Source organism: Qipengyuania sp. ABI-127-1 (genome assembly GCA_022953095.1).
Taxonomy (GTDB): Bacteria; Pseudomonadota; Alphaproteobacteria; order Sphingomonadales; family Sphingomonadaceae; genus Qipengyuania.
The window spans coordinates 1,347,309-1,363,868 of the sequence record JALJCR010000001.1 but is presented as its reverse complement, the minus strand read 5'-3'; the positions used below and the strand labels follow the sequence as shown (position 1 = coordinate 1,363,868).

General features: G+C 54.3%; 13 protein-coding genes. 5 read left to right on the top strand and 8 right to left on the bottom strand.

Translation table 11 applies throughout. The annotated features are described in order from the left end of the window. Window positions 1-38 precede the first annotated feature (38 nt). From asnB to MUY37_RS06680, 7 genes are all read right to left on the bottom strand, one after another. Window positions 39-1,988, bottom strand: a complete 1,950-nt coding sequence (asnB, locus tag MUY37_RS06710) for an asparagine synthase (glutamine-hydrolyzing) (protein ID WP_499194584.1) — start codon at window positions 1,986-1,988, stop codon at window positions 39-41. After that, window positions 1,976-3,100: a glycosyltransferase family 4 protein gene (locus MUY37_RS06705; RefSeq protein ID WP_499194583.1), complete on the bottom strand. Its 1,125-nt coding sequence runs from the start codon at window positions 3,098-3,100 to the stop codon at window positions 1,976-1,978. The genes asnB and MUY37_RS06705 overlap by 13 nt, the downstream gene beginning before the upstream one ends. Window positions 3,101-3,115: 15 nt before the next feature. After that, window positions 3,116-3,919 carry a sulfotransferase family 2 domain-containing protein gene (locus MUY37_RS06700; protein ID WP_499194582.1) on the bottom strand — a complete coding sequence of 268 codons (804 nt, stop codon included), beginning with the start codon at window positions 3,917-3,919 and terminating at the stop codon, window positions 3,116-3,118. A gap of 25 nt (window positions 3,920-3,944) precedes the next feature. Then, window positions 3,945-5,318, bottom strand: coding sequence for an MATE family efflux transporter (locus MUY37_RS06695; protein ID WP_499194581.1), 1,374 nt, complete (start codon window positions 5,316-5,318; stop codon window positions 3,945-3,947). A 60-nt stretch (window positions 5,319-5,378) separates the two neighbouring features. Then, a complete protein-coding gene (gene tviB, locus MUY37_RS06690) occupies window positions 5,379-6,674 on the bottom strand; it encodes a Vi polysaccharide biosynthesis UDP-N-acetylglucosamine C-6 dehydrogenase TviB (RefSeq protein ID WP_499194580.1) in 1,296 nt (431 codons plus the stop codon). A gap of 5 nt (window positions 6,675-6,679) precedes the next feature. Then, a complete protein-coding gene (locus MUY37_RS06685) occupies window positions 6,680-7,693 on the bottom strand; it encodes an NAD-dependent epimerase/dehydratase family protein (RefSeq protein ID WP_499194579.1) in 1,014 nt (337 codons plus the stop codon). A gap of 396 nt (window positions 7,694-8,089) precedes the next feature. Continuing rightward, window positions 8,090-8,479, bottom strand: a complete 390-nt coding sequence (locus MUY37_RS06680) for a MarR family EPS-associated transcriptional regulator (protein ID WP_499194578.1) — start codon at window positions 8,477-8,479, stop codon at window positions 8,090-8,092. A 264-nt stretch (window positions 8,480-8,743) separates the two neighbouring features. On the opposite strand from MUY37_RS06680, the gene nusG reads away from it, so the two are divergent. Next, window positions 8,744-9,256 (top strand): transcription termination/antitermination protein NusG, encoded by a 513-nt coding sequence (nusG, locus tag MUY37_RS06675; protein WP_499194577.1) that lies wholly within the window; start codon window positions 8,744-8,746, stop codon window positions 9,254-9,256. Window positions 9,257-9,403: 147 nt separating this feature from the next. On the opposite strand, the gene MUY37_RS06670 is transcribed toward nusG, so the two are convergent. After that, window positions 9,404-10,657: a sugar transferase gene (locus tag MUY37_RS06670; RefSeq protein WP_499194576.1), complete on the bottom strand. Its 1,254-nt coding sequence runs from the start codon at window positions 10,655-10,657 to the stop codon at window positions 9,404-9,406. 583 nt (window positions 10,658-11,240) lie between these two features. Here MUY37_RS06670 and MUY37_RS06665 point away from each other — a divergent pair. The 4 genes from MUY37_RS06665 (at window position 11,241) to MUY37_RS06650 (ending at window position 16,559) form a co-directional block, all read left to right on the top strand. Then, entirely contained in the window at window positions 11,241-11,468 is a 228-nt protein-coding gene (locus MUY37_RS06665) for a hypothetical protein (RefSeq protein ID WP_499194575.1), read from the top strand. 294 nt (window positions 11,469-11,762) lie between these two features. After that, on the top strand, window positions 11,763-12,983 hold the full coding sequence (locus MUY37_RS06660) for an NADP-dependent isocitrate dehydrogenase (RefSeq protein WP_499194574.1): 1,221 nt from the start codon (window positions 11,763-11,765) through the stop codon (window positions 12,981-12,983). Window positions 12,984-13,092: 109 nt separating this feature from the next. Beyond that, complete coding sequence (locus MUY37_RS06655) at window positions 13,093-14,748, top strand: GNAT family N-acetyltransferase (RefSeq protein ID WP_499194573.1); 1,656 nt, start codon at window positions 13,093-13,095, stop codon at window positions 14,746-14,748. Window positions 14,749-14,798: 50 nt separating this feature from the next. After that, the gene (locus MUY37_RS06650) at window positions 14,799-16,559 is read left to right on the top strand and encodes a cation:proton antiporter domain-containing protein (RefSeq protein ID WP_499194572.1); all 1,761 of its coding nucleotides are present in this window, start codon (window positions 14,799-14,801) and stop codon (window positions 16,557-16,559) included. The last annotated feature ends 1 nt before the right edge of the window (window position 16,560 follow it).

The following is a 16,560-nucleotide window of genomic DNA, read 5'->3' as shown; positions in this document are numbered from 1 at the left end:
ATGAATTCTTAATATAGTGCTAAATCGAAGCTCGTTTTTCAATCCGAACAGTCAAATTTTTGTGTATCCAGCCAAGACTGGAACATAAGTATGGTCCATAGCTGGTGGTGACATTTTCTCCTCCCAGAAATGTGATCCTCCCAAAGCGCCCGCACTGGGCCAACGTTGAAAAATCCTTGATCTTTCAATAACTTGGGATCGAGTAAATGCTCTGCCCAATCGCGCAGGTCATGATTGAGCCAATATTCGATTGGTATTCCAAACCCCATCTTGGGCCGATCAATTAGTTCAGATGGGACGTAGCGATAAAGGACCTTGCGCAATGGCCATTTTGAATAACCGTTCTTAATCTTCTCCCTTACTGGAATTCGCCAAGCGAACTCCGCCACTCGATGATCAAGAAATGGGATTCTACCTTCAAGGCTGGTGCTCATTGTGGCCCGATCAACTTTCGTAAGTATGTCGTTGGGGAGGTATCCCACTGCATCCAAAAACATCATTACGTCCCGAAAGTCGCCCAACTCGGTCGGCCAATGCTCTGGCGTCTTCGCAATCGAGGGCGCCTCGCCCGCACTTAACAATAGCTCGCTTGGGTTGGAGAATTGAGAAACAAGAGAGAGGAAGTACTCATTGACCTCATTATGCCTCAAGACGGTGGCCATTTTGCTTAAACTTGAACTAAGCGCAGGAATTCGTCCCAGGATTGGCGCCCTCGTTAGGAAGTCAGAAGGCGCGGATTCTAAAAGCGAAGCGAGTATAAAGCGTAGCCGTCTAGGCAGTGGGCGCATGACTTGCCAAAGCCGATAACCAGTCACATAGCGATTGTAGCCAGCGAACAGTTCGTCGCCACCATCGCCAGAAAGACTTACCGTAACATCTTTTCGAGCTAGCTCGCTTACCATCAGGGTCGGGATCTGAGACGAATCTGCAAAGGGCTCATCCCAAAATTCTGCCAGTTTTGGCAAGACATCCAATGCGTCTTTAGATGTTACAATAAATTCAGTATGGTCTGTCCCGAGATGTTTCGCCACTGCCTTGGCATGGGCTGCCTCATTGTATCCATCAGAATCTGTGCCCAAAGAAAAAGTCCTAATCGGCCGTTCGCTTTGGGCCTGCATTATGGACACGACCGTGGATGAGTCGACTCCACCAGACAAGAAAGCTCCAAGCGGGACATCTGCGACCATACGCATGCCTACAGCATCATGTAATAGCGCCTCTAGCTTATCGGCTAATTCATCATCATCACACTGGAGTGGATTTCTTGAACAAGCTTCATATGTAGCACCAATGTTCCAGTAGCAGTCCGGCATCGAGACAACACCGGTCTCGCCACTGAACCTCACAAAATGGGCAGGGGGTAGCTGTTTGACTTTTCGAAAAATGGAGTTGGGCGCCTGCACGCAATTGAAACGCAAGTACTGGGCTAAAACATCTCGATCTATTTCACCGCGCCACGCGGGGTGCTGCTTAAGCGCGCTGACCTGAGAAGCAAAAACAAATAGTCCATCCTCCTCCCAATAGTACAAAGGCTTCTCACCAAATCGATCGCGCGCAAGCGTAAGCTCGGAAAGCTTTTGATCCCAAAGAGCAAAGGCAAACATGCCATTTAGTCTTTGGAGCGTCGCATCGATGCCCCATAAGCTAAGGCATTCCAGCAAGGTCTCCGTATCTGACTGCCCCCTCCACGGTAGTGTGCTGAACTCGCCTGACAATTCGGTTCTTAGCTTGCGATGATTATATATCTCGCCATTAAAGACCAAAATGTATCGATTGTCTCTCGACACCATGGGCTGAGACCCAGCTGCACTAAGATCCAAAATGGCTAAGCGGGTATGGCCTAAGGTTAATCCCAAGCCGTCAGCGCCATGCCAAACTCCCGATTCATCTGGACCACGATGGCGTTGAACGGCATTCATTCTGGCCACAACGCCATTTGCCTCTATCGACGATAGGCGGCGATCAAAGACGCCAGCTATGCCGCACATGACGTACTCTCAGCCTCCGAATCAATATCCTCGCCTTTTGATACTGCAGTCATAAATCTCGTGATTCTAGGAAGTTGCGCCTGCAATGAGTACTCCTCTTCAACTGCCTTCCGACCATTAAGCCCCAGAGCTTCAAGATTGCTGCGATCCTTTAGAAGTGAGGAGAGGGCCTCGAACCAGTTGCAATTTTGATCCACAACAACCCCACAATTGCCGCGCTTCAAAATTGCCGCATTCGCTGCAGTATATGAAGCGACCACCGCAGAACCCGCCGCCATGTACTGGATGATCTTATAACCACACTTCCCCTCCTCCCACGGAGAGGTCTCAAGTGGCATAATCCCAACATCAATATCGGCAAGCATCGCTGCCTCTTCCGCTTCGCTCCAGCTTAAGATCTCGAGAAAATCACCTGGGAATAGGTCACGCGCAGCTCGATCAGCACCGATCAAAGTTAACCGCGCTCCGTGCCTCCGGCACGCACCCTGAAGTTCAACAGCAATTTTTCGCAGGTATTTCGTTGTGACTGGCGTGCCAATCCAACCGACCACCAATTGCGGAGATCTTTTTAGGGCAGGTCGGTATCTTTCTTTGTCAACTACCGTTGGAATAACTACCACACTAGGCGCGGGCGCGGCACGTGCATATGCGGCTAAGTATTCGTTTCCCACCGTGACCAATGTGGCCACACGCATTACTTGCTGAATCTTCTTTCCAAGAACCCCCCTAATGAGCCGCGAAGTGGACAAGTCATAGCGATGAAAGATCGCATCATCATAATCGATTATAAGCTTTACGCCGAGTGCAGCCAATATCCTTTCAGCGCAAGCAGGCAAAAAGGGGAAAATCTCACCCTCAATCCATAATATATCATAGCCTTTTGCCGAAAAAAGATCTAATGCACGTCTCAAATAAAGAACAAAAATACGAATTAGTGATATTCTTTCTTTATTGTACTTTCGCTGCAAGTAGTTGTCATCGAAAAGAGGAGACTGTTTAATTTTGAATCCCTCCGCCTCAAGGCCTGGGAGAAATTGAAGAAATCTCAGTCGGCTACTTGCGCCCTTACGGGGATACTTCGAAAGCAGCAAAATACGTGCTTGGGCATGCATAGTATTTTCCTAGCTCTATTCGGTGTTCGAATATAATTGAATATCGGTAGCGTAGAGTGCTTCCAGCTCTGATACTAACCCAGCGTCCTCCAAGACTTGGACGACAGTTCTCTGATCGTTGACGAGCCTTGACTCTCCATTTTTTGGAGGTGCGAGTAAAGCATGATAAATAGGCCTCTTAAGCGGCACTGGGAGATTTTGCCAAAGTGGTGTTGCGACGGGCCGCAGAGCCGTAACAGCCCGCTTGAGGGCTCGGCTTCGAAATTGCAGCGCCTGGTTCTCATGACGCAAAGCCGGAAGGTTTAGTCCAAGATATGCAGATAGTTCTGATTGAGCCGCCTCAATACTCTCAAGCCTAAAGACTTTTTCAACCATTTTGCACCCATCAAAGTAAATAAAATCGCTTTGTGGTCGGAAGTGGATAAGGGTCGGCGCTAGTGTCTCTGGGGTGGAAATCAGGTCGTCAAGGACACAGCGTGCTCCCAGCTCAATTGCAGCCGGGCTACATTCAAGTATATGCTCATTCTTAGTATTCTTAAACCATTGCCCGAGAGCTGAGCCAAAGCGAGAAATTGGATCTCGAACAATCGCAAAGCTTTTGTAATATGTGAGCTTAGCAAAGATATCTGAAAAGTTTTCTTTCAATACATTGAGCGGCAAATGCACATAGTCGACCTCTTCGTGCCGACCCAGCGGCCCAATCTTTCCAGTGAAGCCTCCCCCGCAACTATCATAAGAAGCGAGTAGTGTCCGGACAGAAGTTCCGCCGCACTTCGGAATATGAATAAAAATAAACTTATGATTATCGGATACAATCATTGTGTGTATAAACCCAGTAATACGGCTATCTGATGAAAATGGGGAATATGGCCGCGTCGACGCCACTGCGGCCTATCGCAAACCTCCACAAACCAAACGCGATAAGTATGGTATATGTTGAAGTTGCTAAAGCAGCACCCATGATTCCGAATACCTGAGTGAGGACCAAAATCAGTAGGCTCAATATCGCAAAGCCAATCGCCAAGACCTTTGTTAACAATCCAGCATTGGACGTCATGGCCAATAACATGCCATTGAACCCAAAAACTGAAGCTATGCTGTAGCCAGCAGAAAGCACCAAGAGAGGAAGCCATGCTGCTACTGCTTCGGCCCCAAACATCTTTTCAATTAAGAGTAGGCCAATCGCGGAATATGCTAATAATAGCCCAATGTTGAATAGGGCGTTCAATAGAGAAAGTTTCCGCAAGCGCTGCGCCAAATCGGGCAGGGCGCCCATTTTCCAACTGCGCGAAATTTGCGGCTGTAAGATATTGAGAAGTGCGGATCGCAAAAAATGTGTGAGGGCGCTTAACCTCTCTGCGATTCTAAAAATCCCGACCTCAACAGAGGATAGGAGCCCGCCCAAAATTAGGAATACGACGTTTTGCTGTAATGACGCCAAACCATTGGCCAAAGCAAGTGGCGCGCAAAGACGAAGGCATCTCAGCCAACTCGAAATATTCGCGCTGAGCTCCAGCTCATACGATCTCAAACCGCGCCATAGCCAAACAAGCCCAACAGCCGAACCCAACCAAGTAGAAGTGGCCTGAAGCCACAAAGCCCGGTCGACCGTCATTTCCCTTTGCAGAAACATCGTGTCAGCTATCAAGAACAGTACAAAAGGCCCATTGAGTAAGAAAAGAGACGCCACTTGGCTTTTCCTTATCAGCCCGAGGCCTGCTAGAGCCCCCGCTGAAATTTCGAGGAAAGAACGCCCTAAAACTAAAGAGAACGCGAACCAAGAGAAAGAAGTGAACATCGCCTTAGGGAATATTGCCTGAATTGCTGATACAAGAAGTACGGCCAATCCGAAGAATATTGCCGAAGTCAACAAGGCATAACCGCTGAGCCATGCCGGCCCGTGATCGACACTCGAGTCCCCCTTTTTGGTTAGAGATGCTGCAATCGAGTCCCCCTTTTTGGTTAGAGATGCTGCAATCTCGCGCGTCAAGAATGCCGGAAATCCAAAAACGGTAGCGACTGAAAGCAACGTTAAGACGCTAATTATCAGTACATAGGCACCAAAATGAGCGACTCCCATTTCCTGGGACAAAATCGCCGTGCTCAAAAGCAGCGCTATTATGTTTGCAGCTTGAAGGGTCACGCCGATCCCCACGGCTTGAGCCAAACCGTTTTTCGAGAATGTAGCCAACAGCCTAGGCCAGAACAAATGACTCATCACACACGGCCGCCGGCGGCTGCCAAGTCTTTTGCAGGCCCAGAATAAATAGCGTGCATATTAGAGGCGCAAGTCACTAGAGGCCTTGCAGTAGACATGCTTCAAGTCATAGAAAACGTGTGTTTCGCGACCGAACGCGCGAACACCAGCCCCTCCAAGAGCCTTGAATTCTTCGTGAGAAACCGCCAGAATGATACCGTCGTATGTCCTCGGCGTCGGGCTAATTAAAAGCTCTATATCGTGCTCTTTGAGCGCAGCCCTTCGATCAACCCAGGGATCGTATACATCAACATGAATTCCGAAATCGCTTAACTCTTTAATTACATCAACAACCCGAGTATTCCTCAGGTCAGGACAATTTTCCTTGAATGCGAGGCCCATCACTAGGACCCGAGCACCATCAATATGTATTCGCTTCCTTAACATGGCTTTGACCATCTGGTTCGCGACATAGGCTCCCATTCTGTCATTTAGGCGGCGGCCAGCAAGAATGATCTCTGGATGATGTCCAATTGCCTCGGCTTTGTGAGTCAGGTAATACGGATCGACCCCGATGCAATGCCCGCCGACAAGACCTGGTCGGAATGGCAGAAAGTTCCACTTTGTACCCGCCGCTTTAAGCACTGCTTCCGTGTCGACGCCCAAGCGATTAAAAATAATTGCAAGCTCGTTGATCAAGGCGATGTTTATGTCGCGCTGGGTATTCTCGATTACTTTCGCGGCCTCAGCCACGCGAATGCTTTCCGCCATAAATGTTCCAGCATCAATAATCGTCGAGTAGAGCTTGTCCACCAACTCAGCGACTTCCGGGTTTGAGCCAGATGTCACCTTGCGAATTGTGGGGAGCCTGTGCTCCTTGTCACCAGGATTGATGCGCTCTGGACTGTATCCTGCAAAGAAGTCCGCATTGAATTTTAGTCCGGAGGTTCTCTCCAAGACAGGAACGCAATCTTCCTCTGTCGCCCCCGGATAGACAGTTGATTCATAGATAACGATATCGCCCCGCTTAAGCACACCGCCAACCGTTTCCGAAGCTCGGAGCAGCGGGGTCAAATCTGGCCGCTTACTTGCGTCAATAGGTGTTGGAACAGTGACGATGAAGCAATTCGCATCTTTAAGAGCAGAGGGGTCGGACTCAAAGACTAGCCCGTGTGCTTCTGCGAGCTCATCGTCAGTTACTTCAAGCGTGGCATCATGCCCATTCTTCAGTGCGTCAATTCGCTCTTTGTCGATGTCAAAGCCAATTACTGAGCGCTTCTTGCCAAACTCAACAGCAAGCGGGAGGCCAACATATCCAAGGCCAATGACCGCGATGCGGATGTCTCCCAAATTAGGCAGTGGGGCAGTAGCAGTCATTCGTTCTATTTCCCGTAGTAATCGCGGAACCAGGCCACAAATCTATCGATGCCCGCTCGGACATCCGTTTGGGGCTGGTATCCTGTCAGTCTTTTAAGAAGGCTGGCGTCGGCCCAGGTTGCGGGGACATCCCCTTTTTGCATTTCCATATAATTGCGCTTCGCTTCGATCCCGAGCGCGTCTTCGATCGCATCGATAAAATCAAGCAACTTGACCTTCTCGGAGTTCCCGATGTTGACGATTCGATAGGGCGCAGCAGGCGACAAGCTATCGCCATCCTCGATGTCCTCGGAACTTTCGGGGCGCACTGGTACAGCATCGATAAGTAGCCGAATTCCGCGGACGAGATCCTCCACATAAGTGAAGTCCCGGTACATGTCTCCGTGGTTGTAAATATCGATAGGTCGCCCATCGAGCATGGCGTCAACGAACTTGAAAAGCGCCAGGTCAGGCCTGCCCCACGGGCCATAGACCGTAAAGAACCGAAACATCGTGGTGGGCAGGTTCCAAAGGTGAGCATAGGAATGTGCCATGCTCTCATTGGCCTTCTTTGTCGCTGCATAGAAGGTAAGGGGCGTGTCGCACTTATCAGTTTCACTGAATGGCATGTCCTCGTTAGCGCCGTAGACGGAAGAGGTTGACGCCATGAGGAGATGCTCCACTTGAACTTCTCTTGCTATCTCCATGATATTGAAAGTGCCGACAATGTTGCTGTCGAGGTAGGCCCGCGGGTTCTCCAGCGAGTAGCGCACCCCGGCTTGGGCCGCGAGATGGACAATCACCTGCGGCTCAAACTCGCGGGCAATTTTTGAAAGCCTGTTCAAATCCTCAAGCCAGCATTCCGTCGCGGTGAAGCCTTGCGATTGCAACAGCATTTGGTGCCGCCTGCGCTTGAGGCTGACATCGTAATAGTCCGTCATGGCGTCAACGCCGTGAACAACATAGCCCTCTGCAAGCAGAAGCTTGGCAAGATGGTAGCCGATAAAGCCGGCAGTCCCCGTGATCAGAACACGTTTCATTGAACTTTCATTGCCCCATTATAGTGCAGCATGCCGAGCCCGGCATAAGCAAGATGCAACCTTATTCGACGGTAACTAATTTCGCGAGGTCGCGCGCTGTGGCAAGTGACCATGCTGTGTCAACTAAAAGAAGCCAATTCTTGATGGGTGTAGCCATGCATCGAGCCAAGACGTACCCAGGGTTCGATCCCAAACCCCCGATAACGCAAAATCCTGAGCATCCGACAAGTCGGCCTGGAGCCGGAGATGTTAGGAGTAACCGCAAGCTCACAATCTCACTTAGCGAGAAAGCATCGCAATCAAAATTCGTTTATTCTCCGTCGACGGAATGATGCTTCCGACAACGATGCGATAAGGGGTTGGACCAGAAAGGCCAAAACGTACCGCTGCATACAATTACCGCCCCCCATCTTCATCAACTGAAGAGACTTCGAAACCTTCGCCAGAGCGAAACTTCACTTCCGACCTCAGCTCCTCAATCTCTTCTCTCAACGCCTCATACTCCTCCAACCTCCTTACGAGAAAACGGCCGGTCAGCGCAGCCTTCTCAGCAAATCCCTTGGGCGTGAGAATGTAAGAATATCGACGCTTATCTTTGGCAGCCTTGAAATTTGCCACCTTGACCAGCCCTCTCTCAATTAGCGCGCGGACAACATAGTTCGCACTGCCCACGCTGATTCCGATTTCTTCAGCCAGTTCGCGCTGAGAAACGTCGGGCTTTTTTTCGAGCAAGCGAAGCGCTCGAAAGCGTGCATTCTCATTGAGTTTCGTAGGACGACCCGCCACTGATCACACCGGAATCGGGCACGCTACCGCACCGAGCCTGGTGAGCACCACCCGCACGGAATCTGGACCATCTTGGTGACAATGCATTTGCATCGTTCAACTTTGAGCGATATCAGCTTGCGCTTAGCGGTCAAGGGCAAATGGATTTCACCGATCCCAACGATCATCAATCGGTTTCACCGTAACCCTCACCGAATGCCTTCTCCACCGGAATGCATTGGTTGCTCACCAAAAAACATCAGATTTCCCAAGGGGACAAGCCAAATGAGACCCGAAAATACATCGCATTGGCTGCTTGCGCAGGTAAAGCCCAACTCGACCTCTATAGCCAAGCGCAACTTGGAACGGCAGGGGTTCAGGTGTTTCCTTCCACTAGACCGCCGGACCCGTCGATTAAGAGGTCAGCTCACGCCGGTGAAGTCTCCTTTTTTCCCAGGCTACTTGTTCGTCGGCATCGAGGCGGATGATACACCCTGGAGAGCAATACGCTCCACCTATGGGGTAGCAAAATTGGTGAGCTTTGGTCTCGAACCCGCGAACGTGCCGGAGGAGCTCATCGGAGAACTCATGAGCCGTTGCGACAATGAAGGCTGCATTCGGAACCATGTCGCCGTCGCAGAAAGAGATAGGGTTGAGATCAGCCACGGGCCCTTGGCCAATTTTTTTGGAATAGTGGAGAAATTGGCGGCGAACGAACGCGCGTGGGTGCTCATCGATATGATGGGCCAATCAATACGTTCTTCGATGCCGCGTTCAGATTTGAGGGTTGTGATTTAGTGAGCCGAGTTCGCTGAGACTTTATGCTGCCCCCTGCGATTGTCGAAATTGTAACCGGCCGTTGATCGAACGGGTGAGAACACGCAGCACCATAATTTAGTTTATGGCCATTTCCGACCCACACATCCAATGTAGGCGGCGCCACCTTCATTTGGAACCGAAGCCAGAAAGCACGACTTTAGCGGTTCTCAGCACTATAATGATGTCCAACCAATAGGACAAATTCTTGATATAATAGAAATCATACTGAAGTTTCTCGTCCACTTCATCCACTTCGGCTACATGTCCTTGATTAACTTGGGCCCATCCACTGATCCCTGGACGGACAATATGCCGATACCGGTAGAATGGTATCTCGCCTTCGTACCATTTCGAGAGACTTACGGCCTCGGGCCGCGGTCCGATCCAGCTCATCTCCCCGCGCAGGATGTTGATAACCTGGGGCAATTCATCCAACCGGGTCCGGCGCAGGAAACCGCCGACCTTTGTCACACGTTTGTCTCCGGACCGTGTGATCGACAGATCGCGATTTTCTCCGTTGTGCCCTTCGCTCATCGTTCGAAGCTTGAGGACGCGGAACTCATTCCCCCGAAACCCCACGCGCCTTTGACGAAAGAACACCGGTCCCTCGCTGTCCAATTTGATTGCGACGGCGCATATCGCGATCAGGGGTATGATGAAAGGCAGCGCAAAGATACACAGTACCACATCGATCGCACGCTTCATTTTCTGATAGGCAAAGCTGGGAACAAGCGCCCCGAAACCGTTTTCCGACATGTGTTCTATCTGGACTCGTCCGGTCTCCGCTTCCCACACCTGTTTGTAGTGATAGACCGGACGACCGGAAATCGCGGCTTCCGCGAGAAAGCGCTCCCATTCGGGATCGTGGTCTGCATACAAGTCAGCGACGATGGCGCAATCGGGCAAGCTGTCAAGGGAAGGCTGATCCATCACGAAGACCGGTGCGGAGCGTAGCTCTCGAACGAGGTCGACCCGCCCTCCGGGAACAATGAAATACAAAACCCCCTTCGCCCGTGACCGCATTGCCGTGACCGCGAAGCGGGCCAGCAACACACACAAGAAGCAAATGATGATCAGCCTGTTGGAGTATTCGATCCTCAAAACGGCAATCACGGCAATTAACAGTCCGAAGGACATGCCCATAACGGGAAGAATCGATCTTGCGACAGCGACGCCAGGATAAAAGCGCAAACGACGGAGAATGGCGATCGACACAATCGTGCTGACGGTAACACCCAGGATTGAGTTCGTGACGACAGGCTGAACGAACCAGTTCACCACTCGCGATGGGCCTTGGGAAATTCCTACCTCGAAAACCGCGAGCACCAGAACCGGAACGATCATCCCAAGCATCAGCACGAAGGCGAGCTCGAATCGCAACGAGTGGAATATGCCGCGGCGTATGATCGCCGAGGGGAGACTTACCGACAAAACTCTACTCCAGACGCCCTGCAGTCCCTTAGGTCGAATTTCGCATGCGACCCGCCTTGAGACGGGACCGGTCGTGGCGATCAGAATTCGGGCATTCCGCCGCAGCGGCGCCATATGCATAGTAGTGTTACCTAGAAAAGACCATTCACTTCTCTCAGTCAATGCCGATACGGTCGCACACCTCGCGCATAGGATACATGCACGACCGCTTTCCGCCCGAAGGCTCGAAAACCCCGCGGCAATGAGAAGGCAATGAGAATCGGTGTATTCGTCGGACTTTTCGCTTGCCAGAGCGGCAATCCCAGGCATCGCCATGATCGATCGGTGCGGGTATAGGAACCAAGGCGAGCGTCAACCTTTTGAGAACCTGTGTGGCTTAGAGGCCATCCCGTCGGATAAAAGGGATTTATTTTACGACCAAACGGGTTGCTAAGGCCCGCAGAATCAAATAGGTAGGGAAATGAAAACGGGCGCGGCTGCCGCAGCCTCTCGGGTGCGTCAGTATGAATCTGTGTCGACAATGGAGAAAAATATGATTGCGAAGAAAATCTTGATTTCAACTGCGGCTGCCACGATGGCGTTCGCGCCGGTAGCTGCTTCGGCTGCCCCGGTGGCTGTTGAGCGTCAGACCGCCACTTCCGAAGAAACTTCGGAGATCGGTGGTGCCGGCCTCATCATCGCTATCCTCGCTGGTCTCGCTGTCATCGGTGGCATCATCGCTGCTGCCAGCGACGACGACGACACGCCGGTGAGCGTCTAAGCAAGTTTTCTTGCCTAACTGAATTCGGCCGCGGACCTCGGGTTCGCGGTCGTTTTTGTGCGTGCGGTTGTATTGACCAGCGTTAAACCGATCAGCGGATTTGCGCGGATGGAAAGACAAGCCGCGGTATCCCGCAGCATACGCGATCCCGTCCGCCCCCTCTGACGCAACTCCGAGGGCGCAGTCGCGCCGCGCCGATCTCTTAAGAGCCGGCACCTGCCCGGTTCGAACCTTGCCCTCGGCCCGCGCTCTGCTATGGCGCGCGCAACCTATATGCGAACGAACAGGAACCCCATGGCGAAGATCAAGGTTGCGAACCCGATCGTCGAGCTCGACGGCGACGAAATGACGAAAATCATCTGGCAGTGGATTCGCGAGCGGCTGATCCTGCCTTATCTCGACGTGGACCTGAAGTATTACGATCTCTCGATCGAGAAGCGCGACGAGACCGACGACCAGATTACGGTCGATGCTGCCAATGCCATCAAGGAGCATGGTGTCGGCGTCAAGTGCGCCACCATCACTCCCGACGAGGCTCGCGTCGAGGAATTCGACCTCAAGAAGATGTGGGTGAGCCCGAACGGCACGATCCGCAACATCCTCGGCGGCGTCGTCTTTCGCGAACCGATCGTAATCGACAACGTCCCGCGGCTCGTCCCGGGCTGGACCGACCCGATCGTCGTCGGTCGCCACGCTTTCGGCGACCAGTATCGCGCCAAGGACACGCTCATTCCCGGCGCGGGCAAGCTGCGCCTGGTGTTCGAAGGCGAGAATGGCGAAAACATCGATCTCGACGTGTACGAGTTCCAGAGCTCGGGCGTCGCCATGGCGATGTACAACCTCGACGACAGCATCCGCGATTTCGCGCGCGCTTGCATGAATTACGGCCTCGACCGCAGCTGGCCGGTTTACCTGTCGACCAAGAACACCATCCTCAAGAAATACGATGGCCGGTTCAAGGACCTGTTCCAGGAAGTGTTCGATGCAGAATTCGCCGACAAGTTCAAGGAAGCCGGCATCACCTATGAGCACCGCCTGATCGACGACATGGTCGCGGCGGCGCTCAAGTGGAGCGGCAAGTTCGTCTGGGCTTGTAAGAACTACGATGGCGACGTGCAGTCGGACGTCGTGGCGCAAGGGTTCGGCTCGCTCGGCCTGATGACTTCGGTCCTGATGACGCCCGATGGCAAAACCGTGGAAGCGGAAGCCGCGCACGGCACCGTTACCCGTCACTACCGCCAGCATCAGGAAGGCAAGGCGACTTCGACCAATCCGATCGCCAGCATCTTCGCCTGGACGCGCGGCCTCATTTACCGCGGTCGCTTCGACAACACTCCGGATGTTGTGAAGTTTGCCGAGACGCTCGAGCGGGTCTGCATCAAGACCGTCGAAAGCGGCAAGATGACCAAGGACCTCGCGCTGCTGATCGGTCCGGACCAGAGCTGGATGACCACCGAGCAGTTCTTCGAGGCGATCGTCGAAAACCTTGAGAAGGAAATGCAGGCCTGGGCCTGAAACCTTCCGCTGATTTCGTCATTGCCTAAGCAGTGACGCACGAGACCGGAATCGGCGTAGTGCCGGTTCCGGTCTCGTCGTATTGGGGTCCGCAACAGACGGGGAATGCATGGCCAGACAGCCACAGACGAAGCGTACGGCGAAACGCAAGGGCACGGAGAAGTTCGGCCAGCGTCGGCTCGAGGTGCGCAATGCGATGATCAAGGACATTCCCGGCATCGCGCATCTCGTGCGCCGAGTTTACGAGGACATGCCGGCCTATACTCACGGGGAAATCCGCGGGCAGATCAACAATTTCAAGGAAGGCTGCTTCGTCGCCCTGCTCGACGACGAAGTGGTGGGCTATTGCGCGACCATGCAACTGGCCCAAGCGCTCGCTTTCCAGCCGCACGACTGGGATGAGATCACCGGCAATGGCTATGGCAGTCGGCACGATCCCACCGGCGACTGGCTCTATGGCTACGAGATGTGCGTCGATCCCAAGGTTCGCGGCGTGCGCATCGGCCGACGCCTATATGAGGAACGCCGAGCGCTGGCCGAGGAAAGGGATTTGACCGGCATCGTCTTTGCCGGACGGATGCCCAATTATCGCCGTTTTCGCCGACGGGTCGACGGACCGGAAGACTATCTCGACAAGGTGGTCGAGGGAAAGCTGCACGACCCGGTGCTTCGCTTCCAGCTCGCCAATGGCTTCGAGCCCGAACGGATCATGGAAGGCTATCTGCCCGAGGACAAGGCCTCGATGGCGAACGCCGTCATGATGGTCTGGCGCAACCCTTATGTCGAACGCGACCAGCCGGTTAAGAAGCGCCTGCCGCGTGGTGTCGAGGCCGTCCGCGTGGCAACGTGCCAGCTCCAGGCGCGGCAGGTCGCAGACTACGCCGAATTCATGCGCGCGATCGAATATTTCGTCGATGTAGCAAGTGATTACGAGGCGGATTTCATAGTCTTTCCCGAACTCTTCACGCTCATGCTGCTGAGCTTCGAGGAAAAGGAACTCTCGCCGGTCGAGGCGATCGAACGTCTGTCGGAATACACCCCGCGCCTGCGCACCGACATCTCCGAGATGGCGATGCGCTACAACATCAACATCATCGCCGGTTCGCACCCTACGCGCATGGACGATGGCGATATTCACAATGTCGCCTATGTCTGCTTGCGCGACGGTGCGGTGCATGCGCAGGAGAAGATCCACCCCACCCCGAACGAACGGTACTGGTGGAATATCAAGGGCGGCGACAAGGTCGAGGTGATCCAGACCGACTGCGGCCCGATCGGCGTACAGATCTGTTACGACAGCGAATTTCCCGAACTCAGCCGCCGCTTGGCCGACGAAGGCGCGCGGATCATCTTCGTGCCGTTTTGCACTGACAGCCGCCAGGGCTATCTGCGCGTGCGCTATTGCGGGCAGGCACGGGCGATCGAGAACCAGTGTTTCGTGGTTCTCTCGGGCAATGTCGGAAACCTGCCCAATGTCGCGAACATGGACATCCAATATGCGCAGAGCTGCATCCTGACACCATGCGACTTTCCCTTCGCGCGCGACGGCATCGCCGCCGAGGCAAGCGAGAATGTCGAAACGCTGACCATCAGCGACATCAACCTCGCCGACCTCAGCTGGGCTCGCGCGGAAGGCACCGTGCGCAATCTCGCCGACAGGCGCTTCGACCTCTACCGGATCGAATGGGACGAGGACGGCAAGCACCCGGGCAAGCCGCGTCCGCGCCGCGAACCGCTCGGCCCCTCCCACGCAGGCGGGGGTTAGAGAGGCCAAGCGTCGTGACAGCATAGCAAGGCGCCGTTACGGGTAGCGCCATGGCATCGGCAGAATTCGCAAGCCCGGCAATATCGGACGCGCTGGTAATTCTCGGCGCGGCCGGGCTCGTCATTCCGGTTTTCACGCGTTTTCGCGTCACGCCGATCATTGGGTTCATCCTGATTGGGCTCGCAGTCGGGCCATACGGTCTCGGGCGGCTCGTTTTCGAGTATCCCTGGCTCAATCACATAACGATATCCGATCCCGAGGCTCTCGAACCGTTCGCGGAATTCGGGATTATCTTGCTTCTCTTCGCGATCGGCCTCGAACTCAGTTTCAACCGCCTGTGGCAAATGCGCAAATTGGTCTTCGGCCTGGGCGCCATGGAACTGATCGTCATTGGCAGTTGCCTGGCCGTAGCCCTGTCAATGATGGGGCAGTACTGGACCGGTGCGCTCGCGCTGGGCTTCGCCCTCGCCTTTTCGTCGACCGCTATCGTCCTGCCCATCGCCGGCACGCATTCTCCGGTCGGCCGAGCCGCGCTCGCAATGTTGCTGTTCGAAGACATCATGATCGTGCCGATCGTCTTCATCCTCGGCGCCATGGCACCCAATACCAGTGGCGAAGGCTGGGAAGGCATGCTGACCACGCTCTGGCAGGGCGGACTGGTCATTGCAGCCATGATGATCCTGGGACGATTCGCTTTGCCGCGCCTGTTCGGCCAGGCCGCGCGCACCAAAAGCCCCGAGCTGTTTCTCGCTGCCTCGCTACTGGTCGTGATCGGCGCGAGCCTGGCGACCGCCGCAGTCGGCCTGTCGCCCATCGTCGGTGCGCTGATCGCCGGCTTGCTGATCGCGGAAACCGAATATCACAGCGAGGTCGAAGTGATCATGGAACCTTTCAAGGGCCTTGCCCTGGGGATTTTCCTTATCACCGTCGGCATGAGCATCGACCTGCAAACGATCTGGGAAAATATCGGGATAATCGCGACGGCCGTCCTGCTCATCCTGCCCTTCAAGGCGCTGGTGACCGGCGTATTGCTGCGTCTGATGGGCGCCCGCCGCAGCACCGCAGCGGAAACGGGCATATTGATGGCCAGTCCGTCGGAAACCAGCCTGATCATCATCGCGGCAGCCAGCTCGGCCTTGCTGATCCAGCCTGGGACTGCGCAATTCTGGCAGATCGTCACGGCAATCGGCCTCACCGTCACACCCCTGCTCGCCCGCCTGGGGCGCGCCATTGCACGGCGCGTCGAACCGATACCCGAACTGCCTGCCGACAGCGGGGACGAGCCACGCGTGATCATCGTGGGGGCGGGCCGCGTCGGCCTGCTTGTCGCGCAGATGCTCACGACGCATGACAAGCCCTACATCGCCCTAGATGCAGATCCGGATTTGATCGAAGCGGCCAAGCGCAGCGGGTTTCGCGCAACTTTCGGAGATGCGGCGCGGGGCGATGCGATGAACCGCCTGGGAATCGAGAATGCGCTCGCGGTCGTTTTGACCATGGACGAACCGGTGCTCGTCCAACGCCTGGTGTCGAAGCTACGCAAGGAGCATCCCGATCTTCTGATCGTCTGCCGCGCTCGCGATGTGCAGCATGCCGCCGCGCTCTACCGCGCGGGAGCCAGCCATGCCGTTCCCGAAACGCTTGAAAGCTCGTTGCAACTGTCCGAGGCTGTTCTGGTCGATATCGGCGTGGCCATGGGTCCTGTAATCGCGTCGATACACGAGAAGCGTGACGAGTTCCGCGTGCAGATCGAGCAAGAAGGCGCGCTAGCCTACAAGCCCAAGCTGCGCACGAGCACATCGGACGCCTGAG

What these genes read in the sequence shown, in the direction of transcription:
- MUY37_RS06700 (WP_499194582.1), bottom strand. Translation starts at nt 3,919, where the DNA reads ATGATTGTATCCGATAATCATAAGTTTATTTTTATTCATATTCCGAAG.
- MUY37_RS06705 (WP_499194583.1), bottom strand. Translation starts at nt 3,100, where the DNA reads ATGCATGCCCAAGCACGTATTTTGCTGCTTTCGAAGTATCCCCGTAAG.
- MUY37_RS06685 (WP_499194579.1), bottom strand. Translation starts at nt 7,693, where the DNA reads ATGAAACGTGTTCTGATCACGGGGACTGCCGGCTTTATCGGCTACCAT.
- MUY37_RS06650 (WP_499194572.1), top strand. Translation starts at nt 14,799, where the DNA reads ATGGCATCGGCAGAATTCGCAAGCCCGGCAATATCGGACGCGCTGGTA.
- MUY37_RS06660 (WP_499194574.1), top strand. Translation starts at nt 11,763, where the DNA reads ATGGCGAAGATCAAGGTTGCGAACCCGATCGTCGAGCTCGACGGCGAC.
- MUY37_RS06695 (WP_499194581.1), bottom strand. Translation starts at nt 5,318, where the DNA reads ATGAGTCATTTGTTCTGGCCTAGGCTGTTGGCTACATTCTCGAAAAAC.
- MUY37_RS06655 (WP_499194573.1), top strand. Translation starts at nt 13,093, where the DNA reads ATGGCCAGACAGCCACAGACGAAGCGTACGGCGAAACGCAAGGGCACG.
- tviB (WP_499194580.1), bottom strand. Translation starts at nt 6,674, where the DNA reads ATGACTGCTACTGCCCCACTGCCTAATTTGGGAGACATCCGCATCGCG.
- MUY37_RS06665 (WP_499194575.1), top strand. Translation starts at nt 11,241, where the DNA reads ATGATTGCGAAGAAAATCTTGATTTCAACTGCGGCTGCCACGATGGCG.
- nusG (WP_499194577.1), top strand. Translation starts at nt 8,744, where the DNA reads ATGAGACCCGAAAATACATCGCATTGGCTGCTTGCGCAGGTAAAGCCC.
- asnB (WP_499194584.1), bottom strand. Translation starts at nt 1,988, where the DNA reads ATGTGCGGCATAGCTGGCGTCTTTGATCGCCGCCTATCGTCGATAGAG.